Raw genomic sequence first — 22,866 nt, 5'->3', positions numbered from 1 at the left:
ATAAATCTCCTAATGCTGGCAGACAGGACAATAAAATGTTGAACGGCCGCTTTGGACAATGCGCGATATCGTGCCACCGCATCCATTGCGGGGGCAAGGGGAACCTTCGCGATCATAGACAGAAAACGAGTGCTGGAAATATCCAAGCTCGCCATTGGTCTGTGTATAGTCTTTAAGACTGGAACCGCCTGCCTTGATTGCATCGGCGATAACAGCCCGGACCGATGTCGCGAGCCGATCGGACATGGGCGTCGCTTCGCCGTCCTTGCCCGCAATACTGCCAGCCATGCGCACCGGAGAAAGCTCTGCACGCCACAATGCTTCACAGACATATATGTTGCCAAGTCCGGCAATGAGCTTCTGGTCAAGCAATGCTGCTTTCAAGGGCGCAGACTTGCCTGCAAAAAGCCTGGCGATCAGTGAGCCATCCAGGCGATTTCCCGTGGGCTCTGTTCCAAGGTCTTTTATAAGAGGGTGGGTATTGAGTTGGTCCGGCTCGGCAAAAAGCATGAATCCGAACCGCCGCGGATCATTATAGACGACACGGCGGTTAATACCGTCGACTCCTGCCAGATGCAGGATCACATGATCATGAGCGGAAAGTTTCGAGCGCTCGTGATGGAAGCTGCCGGGAATATCGCTGCCATCCTCCTGCTCAATGCGGTAGGAGCCGGACATGCCAAGATGACTGATAAGGCCAAGGCCATTATCAAGGTGGAATATGAGATATTTTGCCCGCCGCTCCAGCGATGAGATGCGCTGTCCGATCAAACGCCCGGCAAAGTTTTCGGGAAAGGGAAAGCGCAGATCAGGACGCCGCTGCTCCACCTGGCGAATGGTTGCGCCCTCCATTGAGGGTTGCAAGCCGCGCTTTACAGTTTCTACTTCGGGTAATTCAGGCATCGGTGCCCTTCAAAAAGCTTTTACCATGCTTGCCAGCGGCAATACTCAGATGGGCGGCAATCGTCTCGCCAATATCTGCGAAGCTGAGGCGAAGCCCCAATGAGGCATGGGGCAGGCCAGTCCCTGCGCACAGAACCGGAACCCGCTCACGCGTATGATCGGTTCCCTTATAGGTTGGATCACAGCCATGATCAGCCGTCAGGATCATGAGGTCGCCGGGTTTCAGCTTGGCAAGGGCTTCAGGAAGACGACGATCAAACGCCTCAAGCGCGGCCGCATAGCCCGCAACATCACGGCGATGGCCATACAGCATGTCGAAATCGACAAAATTGGTGAAAACCAAGTCGCCGTCCTTTGCCTCATCCATTGCTTTCAACGTCTCGTCGAACAGCGCCATATTGCCATTCGCCTTGCGCACATGGCTTACCCCGCGATGGGCATAGATGTCGCTAATCTTGCCGATTGCAAAGACAGTGCGCCCAGCCTCGGTGAGCCTGTCCAAAAGCGTCGGTTCCGGCGGTGGAACGGAGTAGTCACGGCGATTGCCAGTCCGCTCAAATGTGCTTTTGCTTTCTCCCAGAAAGGGCCGCGCTATCACGCGCCCTATATTGAGTGGATCGACCAGCTCGCGCACGATCTGGCAAAGGTCATAAAGCCGTTGCAGTCCGAAATGTGTTTCGTGAGCGGCGATCTGGATCACGCTATCGGTGGATGTATAGAAGATGGGCTTGCCGGTCCGAATGTGTTCCTCGCCGAACTCATCTATAATATCTGTGCCGGATGCATGTTTGTTTCCAAGAATTCCGGGCAGGCTGGCACGCTGTACAGCCGCGCTGACAAGGCTTGCCGGAAAGGCGGGTATCGTTTGCGGAAAATAACCCCAGTTGAAAGTCACCGGCACACCAGCAATTTCCCAATGGCCGGACGGCGTGTCCTTGCCGTTGGAGACTTCCTGCGCTGCACCCCATAGGCCGGTAAGTTCTAGAGGCTGGGGTGGTAATTGAAAGCCGGAAGCCAGGTGGGCGGCGTGGGCCAGCCCGAGCGCACTGAGGTTAGGCAATGAAAGCGGGCCCGAGCGAAGTCCGGCTTTGTCACCTCGTCCCGCCTCGCAAGCTTCAGCAATATGGCCATAGGTATTGGAACCCTCGTCGCCAAAGGCTGCGGCATCCGGCGCGCCACCAATGCCAAAACTATCCAGTACAAAAAGAAAAGCGCGAGACATGGCCCACTCCACGAAAGTTTGAGCAGATCTTGTTTTGCTCCAAAAACCACAGATAGGTGAAACGGCGCCCAAAGACAAATTGTGGATACATCATGCCTTTGAGTATGGATTTTTCAGGATCCGGGCAGACGTGCCAAGGCTCCTCGGCGTCGATAATTTTCTCGGATCAGCGATGTGCGGGGGTTCTGGATAAAATTACTAATTGCGCCCTGAGGTACGGTCGACAATCATGCAAGTGGAATGCAACCCTAACGCTATTTCACCCTTGAAACACTGTTTACAGACTATCTCAGGTTGATCTGATCAAGCGAGATCGGACGAATGGGTTCAAGGGGCAATCTTTAGAAGTTTCAGTTTGAATTAGTATGCTTGCGCATTTACTGAAGCTTGGTGGCGCTAAATACCGGTAAAACTACCGAGCATTCTGAGGAATAGCGGTTGCCGTTGTCAGGAAAAAATAGATTTGCGGAAGTAAATTTCGATTTTGGCATAGGATAGGTTCTCGAAAGTTTATTTCTAATGTATACTTAACACGGTTCAAATTATTAAGTATTAAAAGTGCAATAATAAGTTGGAAATGATAAAAATTTAACAATTTGTCACAAATATGGTAAGAATTTGTCACGAAGTCTCAGATTAAATTCTATTAAAACTTGATGATTTTCATAAAATAGGTATCCGTACGGATAGAGTTGATGGTGAGTGCGGTATATATTTGTGGAGTATGTCAATATACAGACGTTGCCTTACTCAGTGCTCACACTTCAGACAGTTCATTCGCCTATAATGCAGATCAAAATAGAATCCTGATTTTCGCAAATCCGATGCCAAGTGAAAGATAGGTTGCGTTTTCTGCCCGGAAGGGTCTTGGCCAAGCTGAAGCATCGGCTTGAAAAGTGGAATTCCGGTTTTCGGATGATCTGATGCTAAGACAAAAGGAAAGATTGCCATCTTGCGTCCGTGAGGAGGCCCGGCGATCTAGAGTTTTTGACAGGAGATAAGTGCAGTTCCAACAAACGTGTAGTGTTAGTTGGAATTTGCAAAAGCAAAGAATTGGAGCATTTGCTTGGCTCCATCTTCGCTGGAAACACTTGCAGATAGCCGTTGCTATGGCGCGAGGCGGAATGGAATGGGTGAAGGCGATGCGGACTGTCCCCTTTGAAAGAAGGTGCCATGTTGGTTTACTCTTATGCCCCCGCATTCACGCGACGTGATCTCCGGCGTGCTGTTTTCATAAAACTGGCGAAATTAGCTGCGTCGCTCTTGATGGGCGTTGCATATATTTGCGTCGATTCCCAAAGCACCTGGGCACAGTGGGTTACGGCCGACGGTGTGGAGAAAAGCGTAAGCGGAACCATTGATACGGGATTTTGGTTGGGCGGCGCATCGGGCTATGCCTTGGCAGCCCGGAACAATGGGAAAATCTCAAGCAACGGCCCTCTTAGACTCGTAACAAGCGGCTTGTATGCAAGGGCTGTCTCTGCCGATGGCGGCGTGATTGACCTTACAGGGGCTGACATTGAGACGCGAGGTTTCGAGGGTGTAGGCTTACATGCTGAAAACAACGGTATATTGACGATTGCGAATAGTAAAGTAACAACGGGCAACGCTCATACTGCTATCGGTTGGACGGGAGGTAAACTCACTGTTACAGGTGGCTCACTAGTCAGCAATGGAAGCAGGTCTAGGGCTGTTTGGGCCAATGGCGGAACTGTCGAACTGGATGGAGTGACGGTCACTACATCCCAGGAGGAGGCACATGGTCTGTATTCGGGGGCGGGCAATAGCAAGCTTACGGCAAAAAATAACACCAAGGTAAATACACTTGGCGAACGTGCAAGGGCTGTCTCTGCCGCTGGCGGCGAGATCGACATTACAGCGGCTGAAATTGAGACAAAGGGGCGCGAATCTCCGGCCCTCTATGCTGCTGAGTCTGGCATATTGAAGGCCACAAATAGCATTGCGACAGCGGTTAATGGTTATGGCGCTTTTAGCGAGTCGGGAGGTAAAGTTACTATTACAGGCGGCTCACTGACCACCAATAGCGATGGGAACTATGGCGCCTTTGCCAAAAGTGGAACTATCGATTTCATATCAAGTGAAGTTCAGACGAAGGGATCTGGCTCTACCGGCCTATATGTTGAATATATTGGAGTATTGACGACTACGAATACCAAAGTGACGGCCGAGAAGGGCCATGCTGCTGCCAGCTATGCGGGAGGTAATCTGCGTGTAACTGGTGGCTCAATGAGCGCCAACGGAGACAATCGTTATGGTGCTTGGGCCAATGGCGGCACGATCGAGCTTGATGGAGCCACGGTCACCACGTTGGGTAAGAGCGCATATGGTCTGAGTTCGGAGGACGACAAGAGCAAGATTACGGCAAAGAATAATACCAAGGTGACAACAAATGGCCACCAGGCATCAGGCGTCTATGTCAAAGGCGGCGTGGTCGATATTACAGCCGCTGAGATTGAAACAATGGGTCCTAATTCTACAGGTCTATATATTGCCAACGGAGAATTGAAGGCCAAGGACACCAAAGTGACAACGACTACAGGTCATGGTGCTGCCAGCGATGGAGGCAAACTCAACATAAGTGGCGGCTCTGTGACTGCCAATGGCGATGAACATCGTGGTGTTTGGGCATTAGGCGGCACGATCGAGCTTGATGGAGCCACGGTCACCACGTTGGGTAAGAGCGCATATGGTCTGAGTTCGGAGAACGGCAAGAGCAAGATTACGGCAAAAAATAATACCAAGGTGACAACAAATGGCTACCAGGCATCAGGCGCATATGCCTATGGCGGTGTGATCGATATTACAGACTCCGAGATTGAAACAAAGGGTTCCGATTCTACGGGTCTATGTATTATCAACGGAGAATTGAAGGCCAAGGACACCAAAGTGACAACGACTACAGGTCATGGTGCTGCCAGTGATGGAGGCAAGCTCAACATAAGTGGCGGCTCACTGACTGCCAATGGCGAAGGATTTCAAGGCACTTGGGCCAATGGCGGAACGGTGAAACTTGATGGAGTGACGGTTTCGACATCGGGTAAGAAGGCATATGGGCTGCGTTCCGTAAAGGCTGGTACATCACTGACAGCAACGAAAACAATAATAAGCACCAATGGGAATATGGCTCATGCGGTTTCCAGTGAAAATGGAGCAGAACTGCGGCTTGTCGATAGTACTGCTACTTCCCTTGGAACAGAAGCTGTTGGTATTTTTAGCGCGGGCGATGTTTCGACACCTCTTTCAAAGGTTTTCCTTACCAATAGCCGGGTGGAATCAACCTTGAATCCTGGAGCCCACACGAGCGGCGCTCCTTTGGAGATATTTGCGAGCAGTTCTTCCATAATAAAGGGAAAGGAGGCGGCACTTGTTGCAGTTGCCGGGGCGAAACTTAATGTAACCCTTGATGGTTCGACGCTGGATGGTACGACATCCTTCGTCGACCCATCGACTCTTAATCTTACCTTGAAAAACAAGTCGCTCTGGTTGGTTCCCGGAGAAAGCTCTTTGTCTTCCCTGGTGACCGATGGGGCAACGCTACATTATGGCAGCCCTGCCAATGTGCGGGTTTTTAATACTGCCACTATAGGCTCTCAAGGAATTGACGTCGATACGAAGGGTTTCAATTCAAGTCTCAACGCAGATTTCAGCTCAATTGGCGGCCTGACCAAGTCCGGACCTGGGCAACTAACCCTGCTTGGTCAGAACACATATACCGGCACTACGACGGTGAATGGCGGTGAGCTTTTGATCAATCAGGGCGGAAAAATTGACTCCGCTTCTATTGTCAACAAGGACGCCCTTCTCACCATTGCTGGCACAAGCAAAGATATTGAGGTGGCTGATGGGGGGAGGCTTGCCGTATTGGCAAGCGGCGTCTCCGGCAATCTGCTGCTGAATGGTGGTTCTGCAACGGTGGACGGTAAGGCTGGTACAACAACAATTAATGCAAGTGGCATACTTGGCGGCAATGGTAGCGTTGATAAGCTGTTCGTGAATAGCGGTGGCATATCGCTGGAAAATTCGACCGACTTATTGAAAGTGAAGGGAGATGCAACCTTCGCCAAGGATAGTATTTTTGGCATCGAGATTGCCCCGGACACGAGCACAGCAAGTAAGGTCGCAATAAGCGGAAAAGCCTATCTTCTAGGCGGCGTTATCATGGTCACGATGGCTGATGATGCCGTAGTGCTTAGTGAAGAACAGATAGTCGATCTGACCGGCAAGAGTTTTGAGATTTTGACGGCAGGCAATGGAATCTCGGATCAGGGCTGTTTTGAGGACGTGATGCCAATGACCTCTGTCAAGGGCAAGGTCGCTTGTAGCGGCAACAAGGTTATTCTCGGTTTTGAACGGATACCGGAGCCCACGCCAAGCAAATCAGAAAATCCGGTGGACTTGGAATTCTCCATCGTTCCACCGATCAAGCCGAAAGTGGACGAAGAGGCCAAGCTGAAAGCTGACGCAGAGGCCAAGGTGAAAGCTGAGCAAGAGGCCAAGTTGAGGGCGGAGCAAGAAGCCAAGCAGAAGGCCGAGCAAGAGGCCAAGCTGAAGGCGGATGAAGAAACCAAGTTGAAGGCTGAGCAAGAAGCCAAGCTGAAGGCCGCCGAAGAGGCCAAGCTGAAAGCCGAGCAAGAAGCCAAGCAGAAGGCTGACGAAGAGGCCAAGTTGAGGGCGGAGCAAGAAGCCAAGCAGAAGGCCGAGCAAGAGGCCAAGCTGAAGGCCGCCGAAGAAGCCAAGCTGAAGGTGGATGAAGAAACCAAGTTGAGGGCCGAGCAAGAAGTCAAGTTGAAGGCTGCCGAAGAAGCCAAGCTGAGGGTCGAACAAGAGGCCAAGTTGAAGGCTGACGCAGAGGCCAAGGTGAAAGCTGAGCAAGAGGCCAAGTTGAAGGCTGAGCAAGAAGCCAAGTTGAAAGAGACTGTTGCTCCGCCAGGTGAGACTAAGGAGGCTGTTGTTTCGCCGACCGAGCCGACGGAGACTGTTGCTCCACCAGTTGAGCCAAAGGAGACTGTTGTTGCGCCGGTCGAGCCGACGGAGACTGTTGCTCCACCCGTTGAGACTAAGGAGGCTGTTGCTGCGCCGACCGAGCCGAAGGAGACTATTGCTCCACTAGTTGAGACTAAGGAGACTGTCGCGCCACCGGTCGAGCCGAAGGAGGCAGACACTCCTCCTGCAGCTCCGCAAGTGGCTGCAATTCAGCCAACTGAGGTGGCCGCGACTGCTGATTCGATTGCCGGGAAGAAAGCTGAGCGAGTTGAGATTCAGATTCGTGATTTTGAATTGATTGGCGCAAACAGCGCAAACCAGAAAAGCGTAGGCGGAGCGATCAAGTCGTTGGGCCTTGGCAATGATCTGTTCACGGATCTACTCAGATCATCAAGAAACTCGACCCCCGATTATGATCTGTTGAGTGGTGAAATTCATGCAACACTCGCCGGTGTGCTTATACAAGACAGCCGTTTCATCTCGAATATAGCCGCGAGCCGATTACGGGAAGCCTTTGGAGATAACGCCGCTTTGAAGCAGGCAGTCGTGCAGCCACTCGCCTATGGCACTCAAAGCAAACCGCAAAGTTCGGGCGCAGCACTCAAGGCAATCACGCAGCGTGACGCAGCAATGGATACGCGCCTGGCTGTATGGGGGCAGACCTATGGTTCCTGGGCCAATGCGGCAGAAAATGGCAATGCGGACGGTTACAGTCGCACTGTCAGCGGGATCGTGACCGGCCTTGACGGTGCAGTTTCAGACACATGGCGTTTCGGACTTCTGGCGGGGTATAGCACGACCTCTCTGTCAACGCGCAATGGGGTCGCCTCCGTGAACAGCTATCACATGGGAGCCTATGGCGGCACGCAGTGGGATGTTGCAGGCAATCCGCTAGGATTACGTTTTGGCGTTAATCTCGGACGTCACGACATCAGCACCGATCGGCAAGCAGAATGGTTTGCAACAGTGGACGGCAACCATGCCACCTATGGAGCAACAACTGTGCAAGGCTTTGGTGAAATTAGCTATGCGATCAACACGTCCTATGGGGTGATTGAGCCCTTTGCAGGGATCAGCCATGTGTATTTGAAGAGTGACGGCTTTTGGGAAGAGGGGGGCGTACGGCTCTATCCGGGCGGTCAGGAAATTATAATGTTACAACGACAACGCTGGGTCTGAGAGCTTCGCATCACTTCCAGTTAAGCGAGAAGACCACGCTGACCGCTCACGGCATGGTCGGATGGAATCATGCAATGGGAGACGTGACAGTGACGGGGCAGCATGCCTTTGCAGGCGGCGGAAATTTCGCCATCCAGGGCTTGCCGATTGCAAAGGACGCGCTCAATGTTGAAGCTGGAATTGATATCGACATTGGTAAAAATACCCGTCTTGGCATCAAATATACCGGGCAATTTTCACAACAAAGCCGCGATAATGCGGTCAAGGCAAATTTGTCGCTCAGGTTTTGAGTAGTCTATACAGTCCGAACCCGCCAGGTGGTGAGTTTGGACTGCACTTCGCATCCCGGCCGCCAGCCGGGTGATCGGCAAAACTTGCGCTACGACTGCCTATCGGCTGTCATGATGATTTGAGCAAATTCGGCGGGAGATCTGGTCCCCAGTTTCTCACAAATATGGACGCGATGCGCATCCACAGTTCGCAGGGCAATGTCCAGTGCTACGGAGATTTCCCGCGATCCCCACCCACGGCAAATGAGCCTGACAATCTCATCTTCGCGCGGTGTCAATGTTGCAAGAATTGCGCGTGCTTTTTCCACCTCAACCAGCGCTTCAAGCACTTGATCGGCTTTTTTGAGCGCTTCAAAAAGCAGGCCAGAATCGATGGGTTTCGAGAGAAAGTCAATCACGCCGGATTTAAACGCAACCCGACAATGATGTACATCTCCGTGCCCGGTAATCATGATAATGGGCCATCGAAATCCACGCTGCAGGAGTTCGGCTTGCAGCTCCAATCCGGTCAGATGAGGCATCTGCAAATCAAGAATTAAACAGCCGGGTTTTGCACTGGGAATAGAGCGAAGAAAACCAACAGGGTCTTCATATGCAAGGGCTTTTCTGTCATGGGCCTCAAAGAGAATGCACAGCCCATTGCGAACGGCTGCATCATCATCGACCAAATAAACAGGATAATGTTTCGTCATGTGGCAGCCGGATCAGCACCAGCATCGATCAAGCCGACCAGCTTCGGCAGAGCTATTGTAAAAACCGCGCCATCTGCACTTGCTGCGTGAAGGGTGCCTCCCACTCGCTCGAGCAATTTCGAACAAAGGGACAAACCAAGGCCCATGCCATTTGTCTTCGTGGTGAAGAAAGGCTCGAATATTTTTGAAAGGACATGCTCCTTTATTCCGGGTCCATTGTCAGAGATACGGATGATATTCATCGGACCCACCATGTCTGTTTTTATAATGATTTTTTTCGCGAGCTGAGTTGTGGTTCCCAATGCATCCGTCGCGTTACGAATGAGGTTATGAATCACTTGCTCAAGCTCTATGGCACTGAAATTCGACCGGGGGGACGGTTGCAACAGCTGCAATTCAAGTACCACGTTTTGTTTATCCAGTTCACCCTGCAAGAGGTTGACGGTGTTGCTGACGACAATATTGAGGTCTAGCTCTTCATAAATAACGGGCTTTTTTACAATGTAATCTCTGATGCGATCCATGATCTCACCGGCTCGCTTGGCTTCAATAATATTGACGCTCAAAGCCCGATTTAATAAATCATCGGTGATCTGAAGCTTTTCCATAATCATGATGCCGGCCTGGCTTTGGCTTAGGAGCGCCGAAAGTGGTTGTGTCAGCTCATGGATTATGCCGGACGCCAATTCTCCCACCTGATTGACTCGTGCGGCGTGACTGAGACGATTTTCGTGTTCGAGCATTGCCGAGCGTTTGATTGCTTTTTCCTCAGCTTGTTTTGATTGCCGGGAAACCAAGGTCTGATACCGCCCATAAGAGACGCCCAAAATGGCGGCCAGCGACAATAAGGCGAAGCGTATCACTTCAGGCAAAGTGACCAATTCACCAAACTCAATGGGGCGATGTGCATGGATCTTGAAACGATAGCCGGACCGATCCCAATCAAGATCCGCATATAGAGCATTCTTGAGAATGGATGAAATATCCTTCTCATGATCGTGGCGTCCATTGTCATGGTCTGTACTGCCAAAAACAAGCACGTCATTCAGGGTGAGATTAATTTCCGGAGGATATGATGCCGGGGGCAAATCGAAAAGTTTTGTTGAGTCGATTAGCAAAACCACTGCGATGAGACCTTGCCGGTTATTCGCAACCATCGTCGAAAGATAATGATTGGGGATTGCCGGCGCATCATAGACGCGCACTATGTTTGTCTCTTGTCTGGGCAAGGCATTCAAAACCGACATCGGAAATGCCGGGCTTTTGCTGGGAGCCTCATAGAGCAATTCAGGCTTTGCACTATAGGAACGGGAATCGAACCGGTAGATTTTGGCGCTTTGAATTCTTGGGTAATTTTTGAAGACGTTTGACGTGAGCCGTTGGAAAATCTTGTCGGACGTGCCTCTCGTCAAAGCTTTGAGCGATCCCATGATCGCTTCATGATGGGCTAATCGATTGGAAACCAATTCCGCGATCTTTTGGTTTTGCTCAAGGAACTCGTCCGATATGGAGCTCCAGGCAATAAATCCCGATATAAGAATGTTGCCGATTTGAGCAGCAAGCCACACCGTTACTACAAGAATTAGAAAACGTCTGGGGTTCATGAAATCTCATAAAGCAAAATCAAAACGTCATTAAAAAAATCTACAATAACAAGTCTCGCGCCAGATAACAGCGCCGAGCGGTTGAAAGCTGGTGCCGCACCGCTGAATTTCTGAGTTTCAGGCGATCGCGAATAAAATGAGGGTTTCCCGCAAGCTGGATAAGATCAGCAATCCGAGCATGTGGTTGACGATTGACCGATTCTGACGCGTCCGAACGATTGATCGGAAAGCCCAATACCGACAGCGGCACTGCCATCTGCCTTTTCGACCGCACCAGTTATGGTCCATGCGATCATGGGGACATAGGCGATGCTCATATCCACCCGTATCACGGATGTTTTCTTGATAAGCAGATTGGAATCGAGCGTAACCACTGTTCCCTTGGTAAAGGGCCGCGTCTCAATTCCGTTTACTTTTCGACGCGACCACTCGACGGTGGCTACACCTGCGTCAGAAACATTGATGGAGGTAACGGTTATCTTTGGCGTATCGCGTGTATAGGGTAGCAGCGTGGCTGTCCCGATATTCATGATATCGCTAATTTTCGCCTTGGTGATCGTGCCCTTTTCCTGAGTAAGCAAAGCAGACATCATCGTTGCTGCACGATTTAATTTGCGGTCGACATCCACGCCTGTGATTGTCTCCACGCTGCCCATGTACATCAGGATTAGTACGGGGGCGATGAGCGCAAATTCCATCGCCGCAACACCGCGCTGGTCAATACAAAACCGCTTGCCGGAGCGAAAGAGGCGTCCCATGGCCGAACTCATTTTATAAATAGGATTCATTTCGCCACGTCGCACTTGAGAAAAGGAGAATACGTGTTGTTCCAGTGATCCGCCGTGTCAGGAAATCCGTCACGACGGGATAACGGTAAAACACCCGCAAATGATTGATCGTACCGGCCCCGCCCGGCGTGCTGACAAACCCCGTACTGTTCACGTCACCAGTTGATGTTATGGGCAAGGTTTTGGGTATGGCTGCAAAGTTTGCATAGGACCGAAGATCAACCACCAGATTTGGGCAATCTTTTTCGGGCATGAGCAATCCAGCGCAAATCTTCGCCTTGAGGGAAGTCATCGTCAGGTCGGCAGGACGCAATTGCCCGGTGAGAACTTGGCGAGCCACAATATCGGTAGAATTGGCCATGGCCTGTTGCGCGGTAAAGCCGACGCCCACTTCCATAATCGAAAAGATCATGAAGAAGAACGGCAACGCGATCATTCCAAATTCAATTGCAACGGTGCCGCGCCGGTTGGCCCAAAACCGCGTCAGTAAACCCTGCCTATGGGGTGTTTTTCTTTTTATGGGCGACATGCATTTCCCCGCACTTTATTTCGGGGGAGAATTAACATGCCAATCGTTAGAAACCGGTTCCGGGAACCCCGTAAATTGCAAGCGGAGGATTCACTATTTCTCAACCTTGGTGTGTGGAGGGTTGAGGGTGTTTCCGATTAAACCAGGTCTCGCGAATGCTTTACTCGCTCGTGCCGATTGTGCGGTCAGACTCTTTTTCAGCGTCGGTCTTTTGCGCTGTTTCGCAATAGGGGGTGCAGGAAAGAGTTTGTACATTGGCGCGGCGATATACGCGCGTCGTATTGACGACGCTACGGCTGACCATGATCTCGTCGTCGACGATGGCCCCGCCCTCGGCGTCAAGAATAACAATATTGGTGATTCCGAAGCCTTTGCCCGTAAGGACGACAGTGCGGGCATCCTTCACAACAGCATCTGCAATCGCGGGGTCGCCGACCACAACCGTGTCAGCCGGGCGAGCAAGCTTGAGGATACGCGCTTGATTCATAACGACGTGAATACCGGTATCGGCCTGTGCGACAGGCAGTGGACCGAGCAAGGCTGCGAGCAATGCCATTCCATATATTTGTATTGGCTGGAATTTAGTATAAAACATGGGAAGCCCTTCACCCGAAACTGTCGGCTATAGAATGGACAGTATTCATGAAGGAAGATTTAAATCTGCAATGAAATATTAAGCATAATATCGCGGGTATCAGCGCAGCAATAAACGTTGTTGAGCGGAATTTACTATTTCCTAAGTCTGTTTCTTAAACTGATTGCAATGCCGAAACGATATTTTTGGACCAGACAATATCCAAGAAGATGTGAGGCTGAAGATGAAGCGCGGCGTTAATCGCTTTCCTGCCATACTGGCCAAGCTTTTCAAGGAAGATTCAGGCACAACGGTCATTGAGTATACGCTCATCGCCTCCATCGTCAGCATAGGTATTCTAGCTGGTGCGAATTCCATGGGCAGGGCCGTAAACACGCTTTTCACCGATGTTGCGACGGAAGTCACCGCCTCTACGGGGAAATGAAAGATGATTGAAGCTGCAATCCTTATCATTTTCCCCTTTGCCATGGTTTTTGCTGCCATCTCCGACTTGCTCTCCATGACAATTCAGAATCGCGTGTCAATTATACTGCTTGTATCGTTCGTTATCCTTGCGCCTTTAACGGGCATGGGTTGGGATGCCTATGCCATGCATTTCGTTGCCGGAGCCGCGGTGCTGGCGGCAACCTTCGGGCTCTTCGCGACCGGCACCATGGGCGGTGGTGACGCAAAGCTCATGTCCGCAACTGCGATATGGCTCGGATGGAATCTTGAACTCGTCAGCTATCTGCTGACGCTTTCGCTATTGGGCGGGGTTCTTACACTCGCAATCCTGAGCTATCGCAACTCACAGACCATTATTGTATTCGCCGCACGCTTTGCTTTTATGCGACGCCTTGCCCAGAAAGAAGAAGGCGTTCCATACGGTGTTGCATTGGGTCTCGCTGGACTGCTGAGTTTTCCCGCATCGCCGCTTGGCTCCTGGGTCGTGCAGCAACTAGCGCACTCCTGACCCAGAGCAGGTTTTCTCTATCGGCCTTCAAGACTTATGCTTTGATCTTCTTGGCGTAAAAGTAATACCCGCATAATCGCGCGAAAAATTAAGACGTTAAGCGACATTAATCATACTTATAAGCGTTTTATTAACCATAAATACACGAATGGCAGGCACTCTGCGACCTTAGTATCAAGACAAAAGTCTAACGGGGCGCATAAATGCAAAAAGCACGACTGGTCATCCTGATCGTGGCAGTGGCTGCTGCGGGTGCGGCCGGATATCTGGCCATGAACATGAAGCCGCAAGCGACCGTCGTTCAGCCCGCAGAGAAGCCACAGCTGGAACTTCAGGATATCTTGGTCGCCACGGAAAGTCTCGGTGTCGGAGCTGAAATGCAGGACCAGATGCGGTGGCAGGCCTGGCCTGTTTCAGCTCTTGCGGAAGGGTACATCACCCGCTCGGAACGCCCTAGCGCCGAAGAGGAGCTGAAAGGTTCCACCGTTCGTCTTCAGATATTTCCAGGAGAACCAATTCGCGAAGCCAAACTGATCGGCAAAGGTCAAAGCTTCATGTCAGCCCAGCTTCCAGCTGGCATGCGCGCAGTAGCGACGCAAATTGCGGCAGATACTTCGGCAGGCGGGTTCATTCTCCCCAATGATTATGTCGATGTCATCATGATCCGCCAGATGGAAGGCGAGCAGAAGCAATATGTTACGGAAACAATTCTAAGCAACATCCGCGTGCTGGCGATCGACCAGACCATTCAGGAAGATGAATCGGGTGAAAAAACAAAAGTCGGCTCAACGGCGACGCTTGAATTGACGCCGGAGCAGGCGGAAATCCTGACTGTCTCGCAACAGATGGCAACGCGCCTCGCGCTGGTGCTGCGTTCTATTCAGGATGCGCAGGAAGCAACCGGTCCTGGAGCTGGATATCTTGTCAATTCTCCCGGCCGTGCCGGCAATGTCAAACTCATCAAGTCCGGTACAGTCACCGAAATTCTGGGGCGCAAATAACATGGCAAACAAGCCAGGCAAGGTTTTCTCACGCGAGTATAAGAGTTCGATAGCAGCAAAATTTGCAGCAGCGGCCATGGGCTGTTTGCTCGCGTCAATAGCTGTGCATAGCCCAGCAACAGCACAGAGTAATGTCGTTCGACTCAATCAGGGGCATGGCGAGGCCAAACGCATCAATCTTGGCCTCAACAAGTCGCTGGTTGTAGATCTTCCAGCCGATGCCTATGACATTCTGGTTGCCAATCCGGGTGTTGCAGATGCGGTTACCCGCACAGCAAGGCGGATCTATCTGTTTGGCAAGCAGGTCGGCCAAACGAATGTTTTCGTTTTCGGCCCCAATGGCGAGCAGCTCGCCAGCTTCGATCTGGTGATTGAACGCGACGTGGCCGGTTTGGAAGGTAGTCTGAAAAAGTACATTCCGGATTCCGATATCAAGGTCGAGTTGATGAATGACAATGTCATTCTGACGGGGACGGTGCAGACCCCGCTGGATGCCAAACGCGCTTCAGAACTTGCCAACCTTTTGGTTTCAGGTGGTGAAGCCACGACTGGCCAATACGCCCAAACCTCGGTTAGTGCGGGCAATGGCGGTACGAGCGTCGTTGTCGGTGACCAGGACGAAGAGCGCCGGACGAGCAAGATCGTCAATCTCATTCAAATTGCCGGTGAAGATCAGGTGACGCTTAAAGTTACCGTGGCTGAAGTCAGTCGCACCGTCATGAAACAGCTTGGTGTCAATCTGGTTGCCTCGGGCTCAAGCAACGGCATCGAGTATGGCGCCATATCGCAAAACGCCACGGGACTAGGGCAGACCTTGAGCGGCTCAGGTCTGGGTCTATCCGGCTCCATCGGGAACACGTCCATCGGTGCCTACATGAATGCCATGGAACTGGCAGGCGTCATGAAGACGCTGGCCGAGCCTACATTGACCGCCATCTCCGGAGAGAAGGCCACGTTCAAAGTAGGCGGCGAGTACAATGTTCTGTCGGGGCAGGAAGTCGACGATAAGGGACAGATCACCCGTGAGCATGAAAAAATTGAATATGGCATCGCTCTCGAGTTTTTGCCCGTCGTGCTTTCACCTGGGCGTATCAGTCTGAGAGTGCGGACATCCGTTTCAGAACCTACGGTTGAAGGATCGCTCACCGTTGGAACTTCTGTCCGGGAGCCTAACGCGAACCTTATCTCAATCCGCAAGCGGCTTGCCGATACGGCGGTTGAACTTCCCTCTGGCGGTTCAATGATGATCGCCGGATTGATGCGGGATGAGTCACGACAGGCAATCTCCGGCTTTCCCGGATTGGCAAAGGTTCCGATCCTCGGAACTCTTTTTCGCAGCCGTGATTTTGTAAGAAACGAAACCGAACTGGTCGTCATCATCACGCCTTATCTCGTTCGCCCGGTGGCGCGCACTGCGCTGGCGAGACCGGATGACAATCTTAATCTGGCCAGCGATGCGGCCGGGATATTCCTCGGCCAGGTTAACCGCGTCTACGGGTCCAGAGAGGCAAAACTGCCTGATGCCCGTTACGAGGGCAATGTCGGATATATCTACAAATGAACAAGGACAGGATCATGTTCGACACCGCAAAGCGTTCGCATTGCAAGACTGTACTGGCTATCCTCGCCATGGCTTTGCTGGCGGGATGCGCATCAAAGAGTAATACGACCGGCAGCATTCCGGACGATTATCGTACGAACCATCCCATCGTCATTTCCGAACAGGAACAAGTTGCAGACATTCCTGTCGGCCATGCAGATAAGCGCTTGTCCATTACGCAGCGCAGCATCGTGGAGCGGGTCATCAGCAACTACCACGCCAACGGATCCGGCGTTATTCATATTCTGACGCCTGCCGGTTCGCCAAATGAGCGTGCGGCGGCAGCGTTGCGTAACGATATTACCGCTACTTTGAGGCGTGGTGGTGTGAAGCCGTTCAATATTTCCAGCGAAACATACCAAGCCCCGGGAGCTTCTGCGCCCGTGCGTTTGTCCTATTCGGCGATGACTGCCTCGACAAATCAATGTGGCCAGTGGCCCAAAGATATTTTGGATACGGCAGACAATAAACACTACGCGAATTTTGGCTGTGCCAGCCAAAATAACCTTGCTGCGCAGATTGCCAATCCCGCCGACTTGCTCGGACCGCGGGCATCTTCGCCGATTGATGCGGAGCGGCGCGGTACCGTCATTGATGGATACCGTAAAGCGCCAACATGGGTCTACAAGCCCGAAATGGAAGTAACCTATTAATCCCACCGGTGGAAACGACAATGAGTCAATTGGCCTTGGACACAGACCCATATTTGGAAGAGGCAAACCGTGTCGCTCATGTAGGGCGGCTGAATGCCCACAGGCCGATTCCGCGCATTTCGATACAGATATTCTGCGAAACGGAAGCGGTTGCTGAGCAAATGTCTCGCGCGCGTGACGACCGCCGCATGGCGAAAACTCATGCCCAGATTCATATGGGCGGGCTGGAAACTGCCGTTGAACTTTTCCAAACGGTGCCGACGCCAAACCTCATTCTGCTGGAAACAGGCGCGGCGCCCAAGGAAATGCTTGCGGCATTGGCTGCCCTGTCAGAAGTTTGCGACCCGAGCACCAAAGTCATCATTATCGGTCACTACAATGATGTGTGGCTGTATCGCGAACTGATGCGCAACGGCATTTCGGAATATATGGTCGCCCCGATCGATCTATCGGATATTATCGGCGTCATTGGCGGTTTGTACAGCGATCCGGGCCTGAAGCCGCTGGGTAGTTCGATTGCCTTCATCGGTGCAAAAGGCGGCGTCGGCGCTTCGACCATTGCTCATAATGTTGGCTGGGCCATTTCCTCGCTATTCAAAAGCGAAGTCGTGATTGCCGATATGGATTTACCCTATGGCACGGCGAATATAAACTTCGATCAGGATCCGGCTCAGGGTATCGCGGAAGCGGTGTTTTCCCCCGAACGCATCGACGACGTTTACCTTGATCGGTTGCTGGCACAATGTGCCGAAAATCTTTCGCTCCTGGCAGCTCCATCCAGTCTGGAACGCGTGTTCGATTTTCGCGATGACTCATTTGCGCATCTGATCGACATAGCGCAGCGTTCGGTTCCACATGTCATCCTTGATGTTCCGCATACATGGAACGGCTGGACACGCACGACGCTGGCCCGCGCAGATGAGGTGGTTATTGTCGCATCGCCGGAACTTGCCAATCTGCGCAACACGAAAAATCTCATCGACGCTTTAAAGCAATTGCGTCCGAACGATACGCCGCCGCAGCTTGTTCTTAATCAGGTGGGTATTCCAAAACGTCCGGAGATAGCTCCCACTGATTTTTGCAGCCCGCTTGGACTCAAGGCCATCGCGACAATCGCTTTTGACCCCGGCCTGTTCGGTCAGGCTTCCAACAATGGACGCATGCTGGGTGAAACGGAGCCAGCAAATCCAGTGGTCCAGAGCATCAATGAGATCGCCCATATTCTGACAGGACGGCAAAAGGTCAGTCCGCGGAAGAAGGCCGGTTTGGGTTCGGTGTTCTCGAAGTTAAAACGCAAGAAATAGTTGTGAGCAGGTAAAGCGACATCATGTTCGGTAAACGCGGTAATGCCCAGCCAAGTGAGTTCAGAGCTCCAACACCACCCCTCGCGTCAATCAAGCCGGAGGCGGGACGGCTGCCGCGCGATATTTTGGAGCCCAAACGCTCACCGATAGAGGTGCCGAAGATCGCCATGCCGGTGCGCGAGAGAAACGAGGCCTATTACGATACAAAGTCGCAGGTTTTTACCGCTCTTATCGATGCGATTGATCTGGCACAATTATCGAAGCTCGATCCGCAAGTGGCGCGCGAAGAAATCCGCGATATCGTCAATGACATTATTGCAATCAAGAATTTTGCCATGTCGATCTCGGAGCAGGAGGAACTGCTCGACGATATCTGCAACGATGTGCTGGGATACGGTCCGCTGGAGCCATTGCTGGCTCGCGATGAGATTTCCGACATCATGGTCAATGGTGCTCGCAAGACCTATATCGAAATTCTCGGGAAGGTTGAGGAATCTGGTGTCCGGTTCCGTGACAATCAGCAACTTTTGAATATTTGCCAGCGCATTGTCAGCCAGGTGGGGCGGCGTGTCGATGAATCCAGCCCGATATGCGACGCGCGTCTGCCGGATGGTTCGCGCGTCAATGTGATTGCTCCGCCACTGGCCATTGATGGCCCTGTTCTGACAATCCGCAAATTTAAAAAGGACAAGCTGACGCTGGATCAACTCGTGCGGTTTGGAGCTATTTCTCCGGCAGGAGCCGAGCTTCTCCAAATTATCGGACGTGTCCGCTGCAATATCGTGATTTCCGGCGGCACGGGTTCCGGCAAGACCACGCTGTTGAATTGCCTGACCAATTACATCGACAAGGATGAGCGCATCATCACCTGCGAAGATTCAGCTGAATTGCAATTACAGCAGCCGCATGTGGTACGCCTCGAAACACGCCCCGCTAACCTCGAAGGCGAAGGCGAAATTACCATGCGAGACCTCGTTAAAAACTGCCTGCGCATGCGCCCCGAACGGATCATTGTCGGCGAAGTACGCGGGCCTGAAGTTTTCGACCTCTTGTCTGCCATGAATACCGGCCATGACGGCTCCATGGGTACGATCCACTCCAATAGTCCACGCGAGTGTCTGAGCCGTATCGAGTCGATGATCGCCATGGGTGGTTTTGCGTTGCCGCAGCGAACAGTGCGCGAAATCATCGTCGGTTCGGTCGACATCATTATTCAGGCGGCTCGCCTGCGCGACGGTTCACGGCGGATTACCCATGTGACCGAGGTCATAGGCATGGAGGGCGACGTGATCATTACGCAGGATCTTCTGACCTATGAGATTACCGGCGAGGACGCCAATGGCAAGCTTACCGGACATCATGTCTCTACGGGGATCAGCCGGCCGCATATGTGGGAGAGGGCGCGGTATTACAATGAAGACAGGCGGCTCGCCAACGCACTCGACTCCATGGAAAAGGCCAAGCTATGAGCTTAGCCCGTATCGAAGGACAGTCGAATGGCCGGGCTTGATCTGACACAGCTGGCCTTCATCGGTCTGGTGGCATTCACTTTTGCTGCCTTGGCCTATGTCTTCCTCTTTGACTCGATGGCGCGTCAGAAGAAAACCGAGGAACGTCTCAGCACGATCAAATTGGCCAATGCCGAGTCTTTTGGCAAGTTCGCCATACGTGACAAGCAGGCCGAGGCGAACAAGCGTCGCAAGTCAGTTCAAGATACGCTGAAAGATATCGAGCAGCGCCAGAAATTGCGCGACAAGAATATCAAGTCACCTCCGCTGAAAATGCTTATTCAGCAGGCGGGCATGCGCGTGTCTCCATCGCGTTTCTATCTTTATTCAGCGATAGCCGGACTCGTCGTTGCGGTGCTGGGGCTGCTCTTTGGCTCGCCGCTTTATCTGCTGCCCGGGCTTTTCATTGCCGGAACAGTGGGCTTGCCACGCTGGTATGTCTATTTTCGTCGTGGCCGGCGGATCAAGGCATTCTTGCATGAATTTCCGAACGCCATCGACGTTATTGTCCGAGCTATTCGTTCGGGCCTGCCCTTGAATGATGGTATCCGGCTTATTGCGCAGGAGGCGCACGAGCCGGTGAAGACCGAATTCCGGCGCATCGTCGACCAGCAGCAGGTGGGGATAAGCATCCCGGATGCCGCTATGCGCATGTCAGAATATATGCCCTGTTCGGAAGCAAGCTTCTTCGGCATCGTCATCCAGATACAATCACAGGCCGGTGGCAATCTTTCAGAAGCGCTGGGCAATCTTTCGCGGGTTTTGCGCGATCGCAAGAAGATGGCGGCCAAGGTACAGGCGCTTTCAATGGAAGCGAAAGCCTCTGCTTATATTATTGGCGCATTGCCCTTTGTTGTCGCCGCGCTGGTCTATCTGACAAGCCCCGATTACATTATGATCCTTTTCACAACTTCCAGCGGGAATTTCGTTCTGGCATGTGCAGGGACGTGGATGTCGATTGGCATCATGATCATGAAAAAGATGATCAACTTCAAATTCTAGTAGCGTGGGTATGCCATGATCAACACCTTCACCAAAGCCATTCACGATCCAGCCTTCATTTTTGCTGTTTTGGTGGCAGTGTCCATTTTCGGGACAATCGTGACGCTGCTCATGCCGGTGTTTTCTGGCTCCACGCTAAAATCGAGAATGAAGTCCGTTGCACTGGAACGGGATCAGATCCGCACGCGCGAACGAGCGCGATTGGCGACAGAAAGCGATAGCAAGCGGAAAAGCTCTTCGAATTCTCTACGCCGGGTTGAGCGGGAAGGCATTCGCCAATTCGTGGAACGACTTGATCTTCAACGTGCCCTGGCGGATGAGAAAACCGCAGGGGCACTGCGGATTGCTGGCTTTCGCGGGCAAAATGCTCTCAACATTTTTCTCGCGGCCCGTTTTGGCTTGCCTTTCCTGACGCTCGGAATTGCTGCATTCTGGATATTCGCGATGGGGGGGCTTGCCCATCAGAACACATTTGTCCGGATGGCCGCATGTTTCGCCGGGGCCTATGTCGGCTTCTATTTGCCCAATCTCTACGTGAAGAATGCCGGAACCAAACGTCAGACAGCGATACAGGCCGCATGGCCGGATGCGCTTGATCTTCTGTTAATCTGCGTCGAATCCGGTATGTCGATTGAGGCGGCATTCAAAAAAGTATCGGAGGAGATTGGCGTGCAATCTGCTGAGCTTGCCGAGGAACTTGTTCTGACCAATGCGGAGCTATCATTTCTGTCTGAGCGTCGTCAGGCCTATGAAAACCTGGCCCTGCGTACCGGGCTGGAAACGGTCAAATCGGTGGTGCAGGCGCTGACACAATCTGAACGCTATGGCACATCGATTGGTGGAGCGCTGCGGGTGCTTTCAGATGAAAGCCGCGAAATGCGATTGATGGCTGCGGAGAAGAAGGCAGCCGCATTGCCGCCGAAGCTTACGGTGCCCATGATCGTGTTTCTTTTGCCGGTATTGTTCTGCGTCATTCTTGGCCCGGCAATCATCCAGATCAACGCGCAAGGCGGCATTTTCGGTCACGCCACAGCGAAATAGCGGTTGAAGCCGCTATATACCCGGAGGTCGCAGATCAGACGATCAGCCTTTCGGTGACTTCTTGTCCTTGAGCATGTTCCATGAATTCTGCTGCGAGAGCATGGACCGTAAATACTGAACATTTGTTTTTGCCTGCTGGGCGGAAAGCTCCTGACTGGCAATCTGTTCGGCTTCATCGAAGCGACCCTGCAAGCCGACAACAAGCGCGAGGTTTTGGCGAACACGGCTATCCGAACCCGGTGCACCAACTGCCTTACGCATATAGGTTTCAGCTGTACTCAGCTCGCCCGAGAGAACGTAGGACATCCCCATGTTGGAAAGGATGGAAGCTTCATCGGGCTTGACCTGCAAGGCCTTGCGGTAGAGGTCACGCGCTTCTCCAGTCTTGCCGAGCTGGTCGAGGATTGCGCCTTCAGCCGATAGCAATCTCCAGTCCGGATATTCCGGTGTTTGCGCCCGGCGCAAAGAGTCCAGCGCGGCTTCAAACTGGCCACTGCTCGCCAGTGCCTTGCCATAGGCCGCCAGAACATCGCGATCTTTGGGATAGGCGATGGCAAGACTGCGCATGACAGCCAATGCCTGATCGCTACGATTTGTCATGCGAAGGACAGTGGCATAATTGATTGCAGTCGCTTTATCTTTCGGATTGCCTTGATAGCGTGTTCCAAGACTAGTCGATGCCTGCATCAATTGTTGCTGGTTCATCTGGTCGAAATTGCCGGCTGGCATTGTGGGTGAATTGCTGGCCGCCGGACTTATGGAACCGGTCGTCGTTTTATCCGTGGTGGAACACCCGGATATGCCGCTCGCCAGAGCGATTAACGCTACTGACAAAATGAAACTGCGCTTACGTTGAATAAAAGCTGGACCTGTCATAATTTGCCCCACGCGCAGTTTATCGTCTGCGACTCATTCCCGTATGAAAGAAATAATCTGTTAACCCTAATGGACTCTTAACAACGTCGATCCGGGATGCAGAAGTTTGATCAGGAGAAACCC

19 protein-coding genes are annotated in these 22,866 nt (G+C 52.3%); 11 read left to right on the top strand and 8 right to left on the bottom strand.

Going from position 1 to position 22,866, the window contains the following annotated elements:
• Window positions 1-9: 9 nt before the first annotated feature.
• Both mutM and V9K95_RS09625 read right to left on the bottom strand, forming a co-directional pair.
• Window positions 10-903 carry a bifunctional DNA-formamidopyrimidine glycosylase/DNA-(apurinic or apyrimidinic site) lyase gene (mutM, locus tag V9K95_RS09630; RefSeq protein WP_336440667.1) on the bottom strand — a complete coding sequence of 298 codons (894 nt, stop codon included), beginning with the start codon at window positions 901-903 and terminating at the stop codon, window positions 10-12.
• Window positions 896-2,125: a phosphopentomutase gene (locus V9K95_RS09625; protein WP_336440666.1), complete on the bottom strand. Its 1,230-nt coding sequence runs from the start codon at window positions 2,123-2,125 to the stop codon at window positions 896-898. Before V9K95_RS09625 ends, mutM begins: the two co-directional genes overlap by 8 nt.
• A 1,173-nt stretch (window positions 2,126-3,298) precedes the next feature.
• Between V9K95_RS09625 and V9K95_RS09620 the strand changes: the two genes are divergently transcribed.
• Both V9K95_RS09620 and V9K95_RS09615 read left to right on the top strand, forming a co-directional pair.
• Window positions 3,299-8,308 (top strand): autotransporter domain-containing protein, encoded by a 5,010-nt coding sequence (locus V9K95_RS09620; protein WP_336440665.1) that lies wholly within the window; start codon window positions 3,299-3,301, stop codon window positions 8,306-8,308.
• Complete coding sequence (locus V9K95_RS09615; protein WP_336440664.1) at window positions 8,233-8,598, top strand: autotransporter outer membrane beta-barrel domain-containing protein; 366 nt, start codon at window positions 8,233-8,235, stop codon at window positions 8,596-8,598. The genes V9K95_RS09620 and V9K95_RS09615 overlap by 76 nt, the downstream gene beginning before the upstream one ends.
• A gap of 89 nt (window positions 8,599-8,687) precedes the next feature.
• Here V9K95_RS09615 and V9K95_RS09610 read toward each other — a convergent pair whose 3' ends face one another.
• The 5 genes from V9K95_RS09610 to V9K95_RS09590 all read right to left on the bottom strand — a co-directional run bounded on the left by V9K95_RS09610 (window position 8,688) and on the right by V9K95_RS09590 (window position 12,806).
• On the bottom strand, window positions 8,688-9,290 hold the full coding sequence (locus V9K95_RS09610; protein ID WP_336440663.1) for a response regulator transcription factor: 603 nt from the start codon (window positions 9,288-9,290) through the stop codon (window positions 8,688-8,690).
• Window positions 9,287-10,528 (bottom strand): sensor histidine kinase, encoded by a 1,242-nt coding sequence (locus V9K95_RS09605; protein WP_336440662.1) that lies wholly within the window; start codon window positions 10,526-10,528, stop codon window positions 9,287-9,289. Before V9K95_RS09605 ends, V9K95_RS09610 begins: the two co-directional genes overlap by 4 nt.
• A gap of 530 nt (window positions 10,529-11,058) precedes the next feature.
• Window positions 11,059-11,652: a TadE/TadG family type IV pilus assembly protein gene (locus V9K95_RS09600; RefSeq protein ID WP_162802385.1), complete on the bottom strand. Its 594-nt coding sequence runs from the start codon at window positions 11,650-11,652 to the stop codon at window positions 11,059-11,061.
• Between the two features lie 13 nt (window positions 11,653-11,665).
• The gene (locus V9K95_RS09595; protein ID WP_336440661.1) at window positions 11,666-12,211 is read right to left on the bottom strand and encodes a TadE/TadG family type IV pilus assembly protein; all 546 of its coding nucleotides are present in this window, start codon (window positions 12,209-12,211) and stop codon (window positions 11,666-11,668) included.
• 160 nt (window positions 12,212-12,371) lie between these two features.
• Entirely contained in the window at window positions 12,372-12,806 is a 435-nt protein-coding gene (locus V9K95_RS09590; protein WP_115051384.1) for a pilus assembly protein N-terminal domain-containing protein, read from the bottom strand.
• Window positions 12,807-13,029: 223 nt separating this feature from the next.
• Here V9K95_RS09590 and V9K95_RS09585 point away from each other — a divergent pair, with 223 nt between their 5' ends.
• The 9 genes from V9K95_RS09585 to V9K95_RS09545 all read left to right on the top strand — a co-directional run bounded on the left by V9K95_RS09585 (window position 13,030) and on the right by V9K95_RS09545 (window position 21,867).
• Entirely contained in the window at window positions 13,030-13,230 is a 201-nt protein-coding gene (locus tag V9K95_RS09585) for a Flp family type IVb pilin (protein ID WP_115051383.1), read from the top strand.
• 3 nt (window positions 13,231-13,233) lie between these two features.
• The gene (locus tag V9K95_RS09580) at window positions 13,234-13,758 is read left to right on the top strand and encodes an A24 family peptidase (RefSeq protein WP_307282438.1); all 525 of its coding nucleotides are present in this window, start codon (window positions 13,234-13,236) and stop codon (window positions 13,756-13,758) included.
• 203 nt (window positions 13,759-13,961) lie between these two features.
• Window positions 13,962-14,759, top strand: a complete 798-nt coding sequence (gene cpaB / locus V9K95_RS09575) for a Flp pilus assembly protein CpaB (protein WP_115051381.1) — start codon at window positions 13,962-13,964, stop codon at window positions 14,757-14,759.
• 1 nt (window position 14,760) lies between these two features.
• Complete coding sequence (locus V9K95_RS09570) at window positions 14,761-16,320, top strand: type II and III secretion system protein family protein (protein ID WP_336440660.1); 1,560 nt, start codon at window positions 14,761-14,763, stop codon at window positions 16,318-16,320.
• Between the two features lie 14 nt (window positions 16,321-16,334).
• Window positions 16,335-17,012 (top strand): CpaD family pilus assembly protein, encoded by a 678-nt coding sequence (locus V9K95_RS09565; protein WP_336440659.1) that lies wholly within the window; start codon window positions 16,335-16,337, stop codon window positions 17,010-17,012.
• 20 nt (window positions 17,013-17,032) lie between these two features.
• Window positions 17,033-18,316: an AAA family ATPase gene (locus V9K95_RS09560; RefSeq protein WP_115051379.1), complete on the top strand. Its 1,284-nt coding sequence runs from the start codon at window positions 17,033-17,035 to the stop codon at window positions 18,314-18,316.
• Window positions 18,317-18,339: 23 nt separating this feature from the next.
• On the top strand, window positions 18,340-19,785 hold the full coding sequence (locus V9K95_RS09555) for a CpaF family protein (protein ID WP_307282447.1): 1,446 nt from the start codon (window positions 18,340-18,342) through the stop codon (window positions 19,783-19,785).
• A gap of 27 nt (window positions 19,786-19,812) precedes the next feature.
• Window positions 19,813-20,826 carry a type II secretion system F family protein gene (locus V9K95_RS09550; protein WP_336440658.1) on the top strand — a complete coding sequence of 338 codons (1,014 nt, stop codon included), beginning with the start codon at window positions 19,813-19,815 and terminating at the stop codon, window positions 20,824-20,826.
• Window positions 20,827-20,841: 15 nt separating this feature from the next.
• Window positions 20,842-21,867 carry a type II secretion system F family protein gene (locus V9K95_RS09545; protein WP_336440657.1) on the top strand — a complete coding sequence of 342 codons (1,026 nt, stop codon included), beginning with the start codon at window positions 20,842-20,844 and terminating at the stop codon, window positions 21,865-21,867.
• Window positions 21,868-21,909: 42 nt separating this feature from the next.
• Here the strand turns inward: V9K95_RS09545 and V9K95_RS09540 are convergent, their stop codons facing one another.
• Entirely contained in the window at window positions 21,910-22,743 is an 834-nt protein-coding gene (locus V9K95_RS09540) for a tetratricopeptide repeat protein (RefSeq protein WP_307282449.1), read from the bottom strand.
• Window positions 22,744-22,866 lie beyond the last annotated feature (123 nt).

It is taken from the genome of Phyllobacterium sp. CCNWLW183, from assembly GCF_037203775.1.
Lineage (GTDB): Bacteria > Pseudomonadota > Alphaproteobacteria > Rhizobiales > Rhizobiaceae > Phyllobacterium > Phyllobacterium ifriqiyense.
The sequence above is the reverse complement of the archived record's forward strand: the minus strand, read 5'-3'. Positions and strand labels throughout refer to the sequence as shown.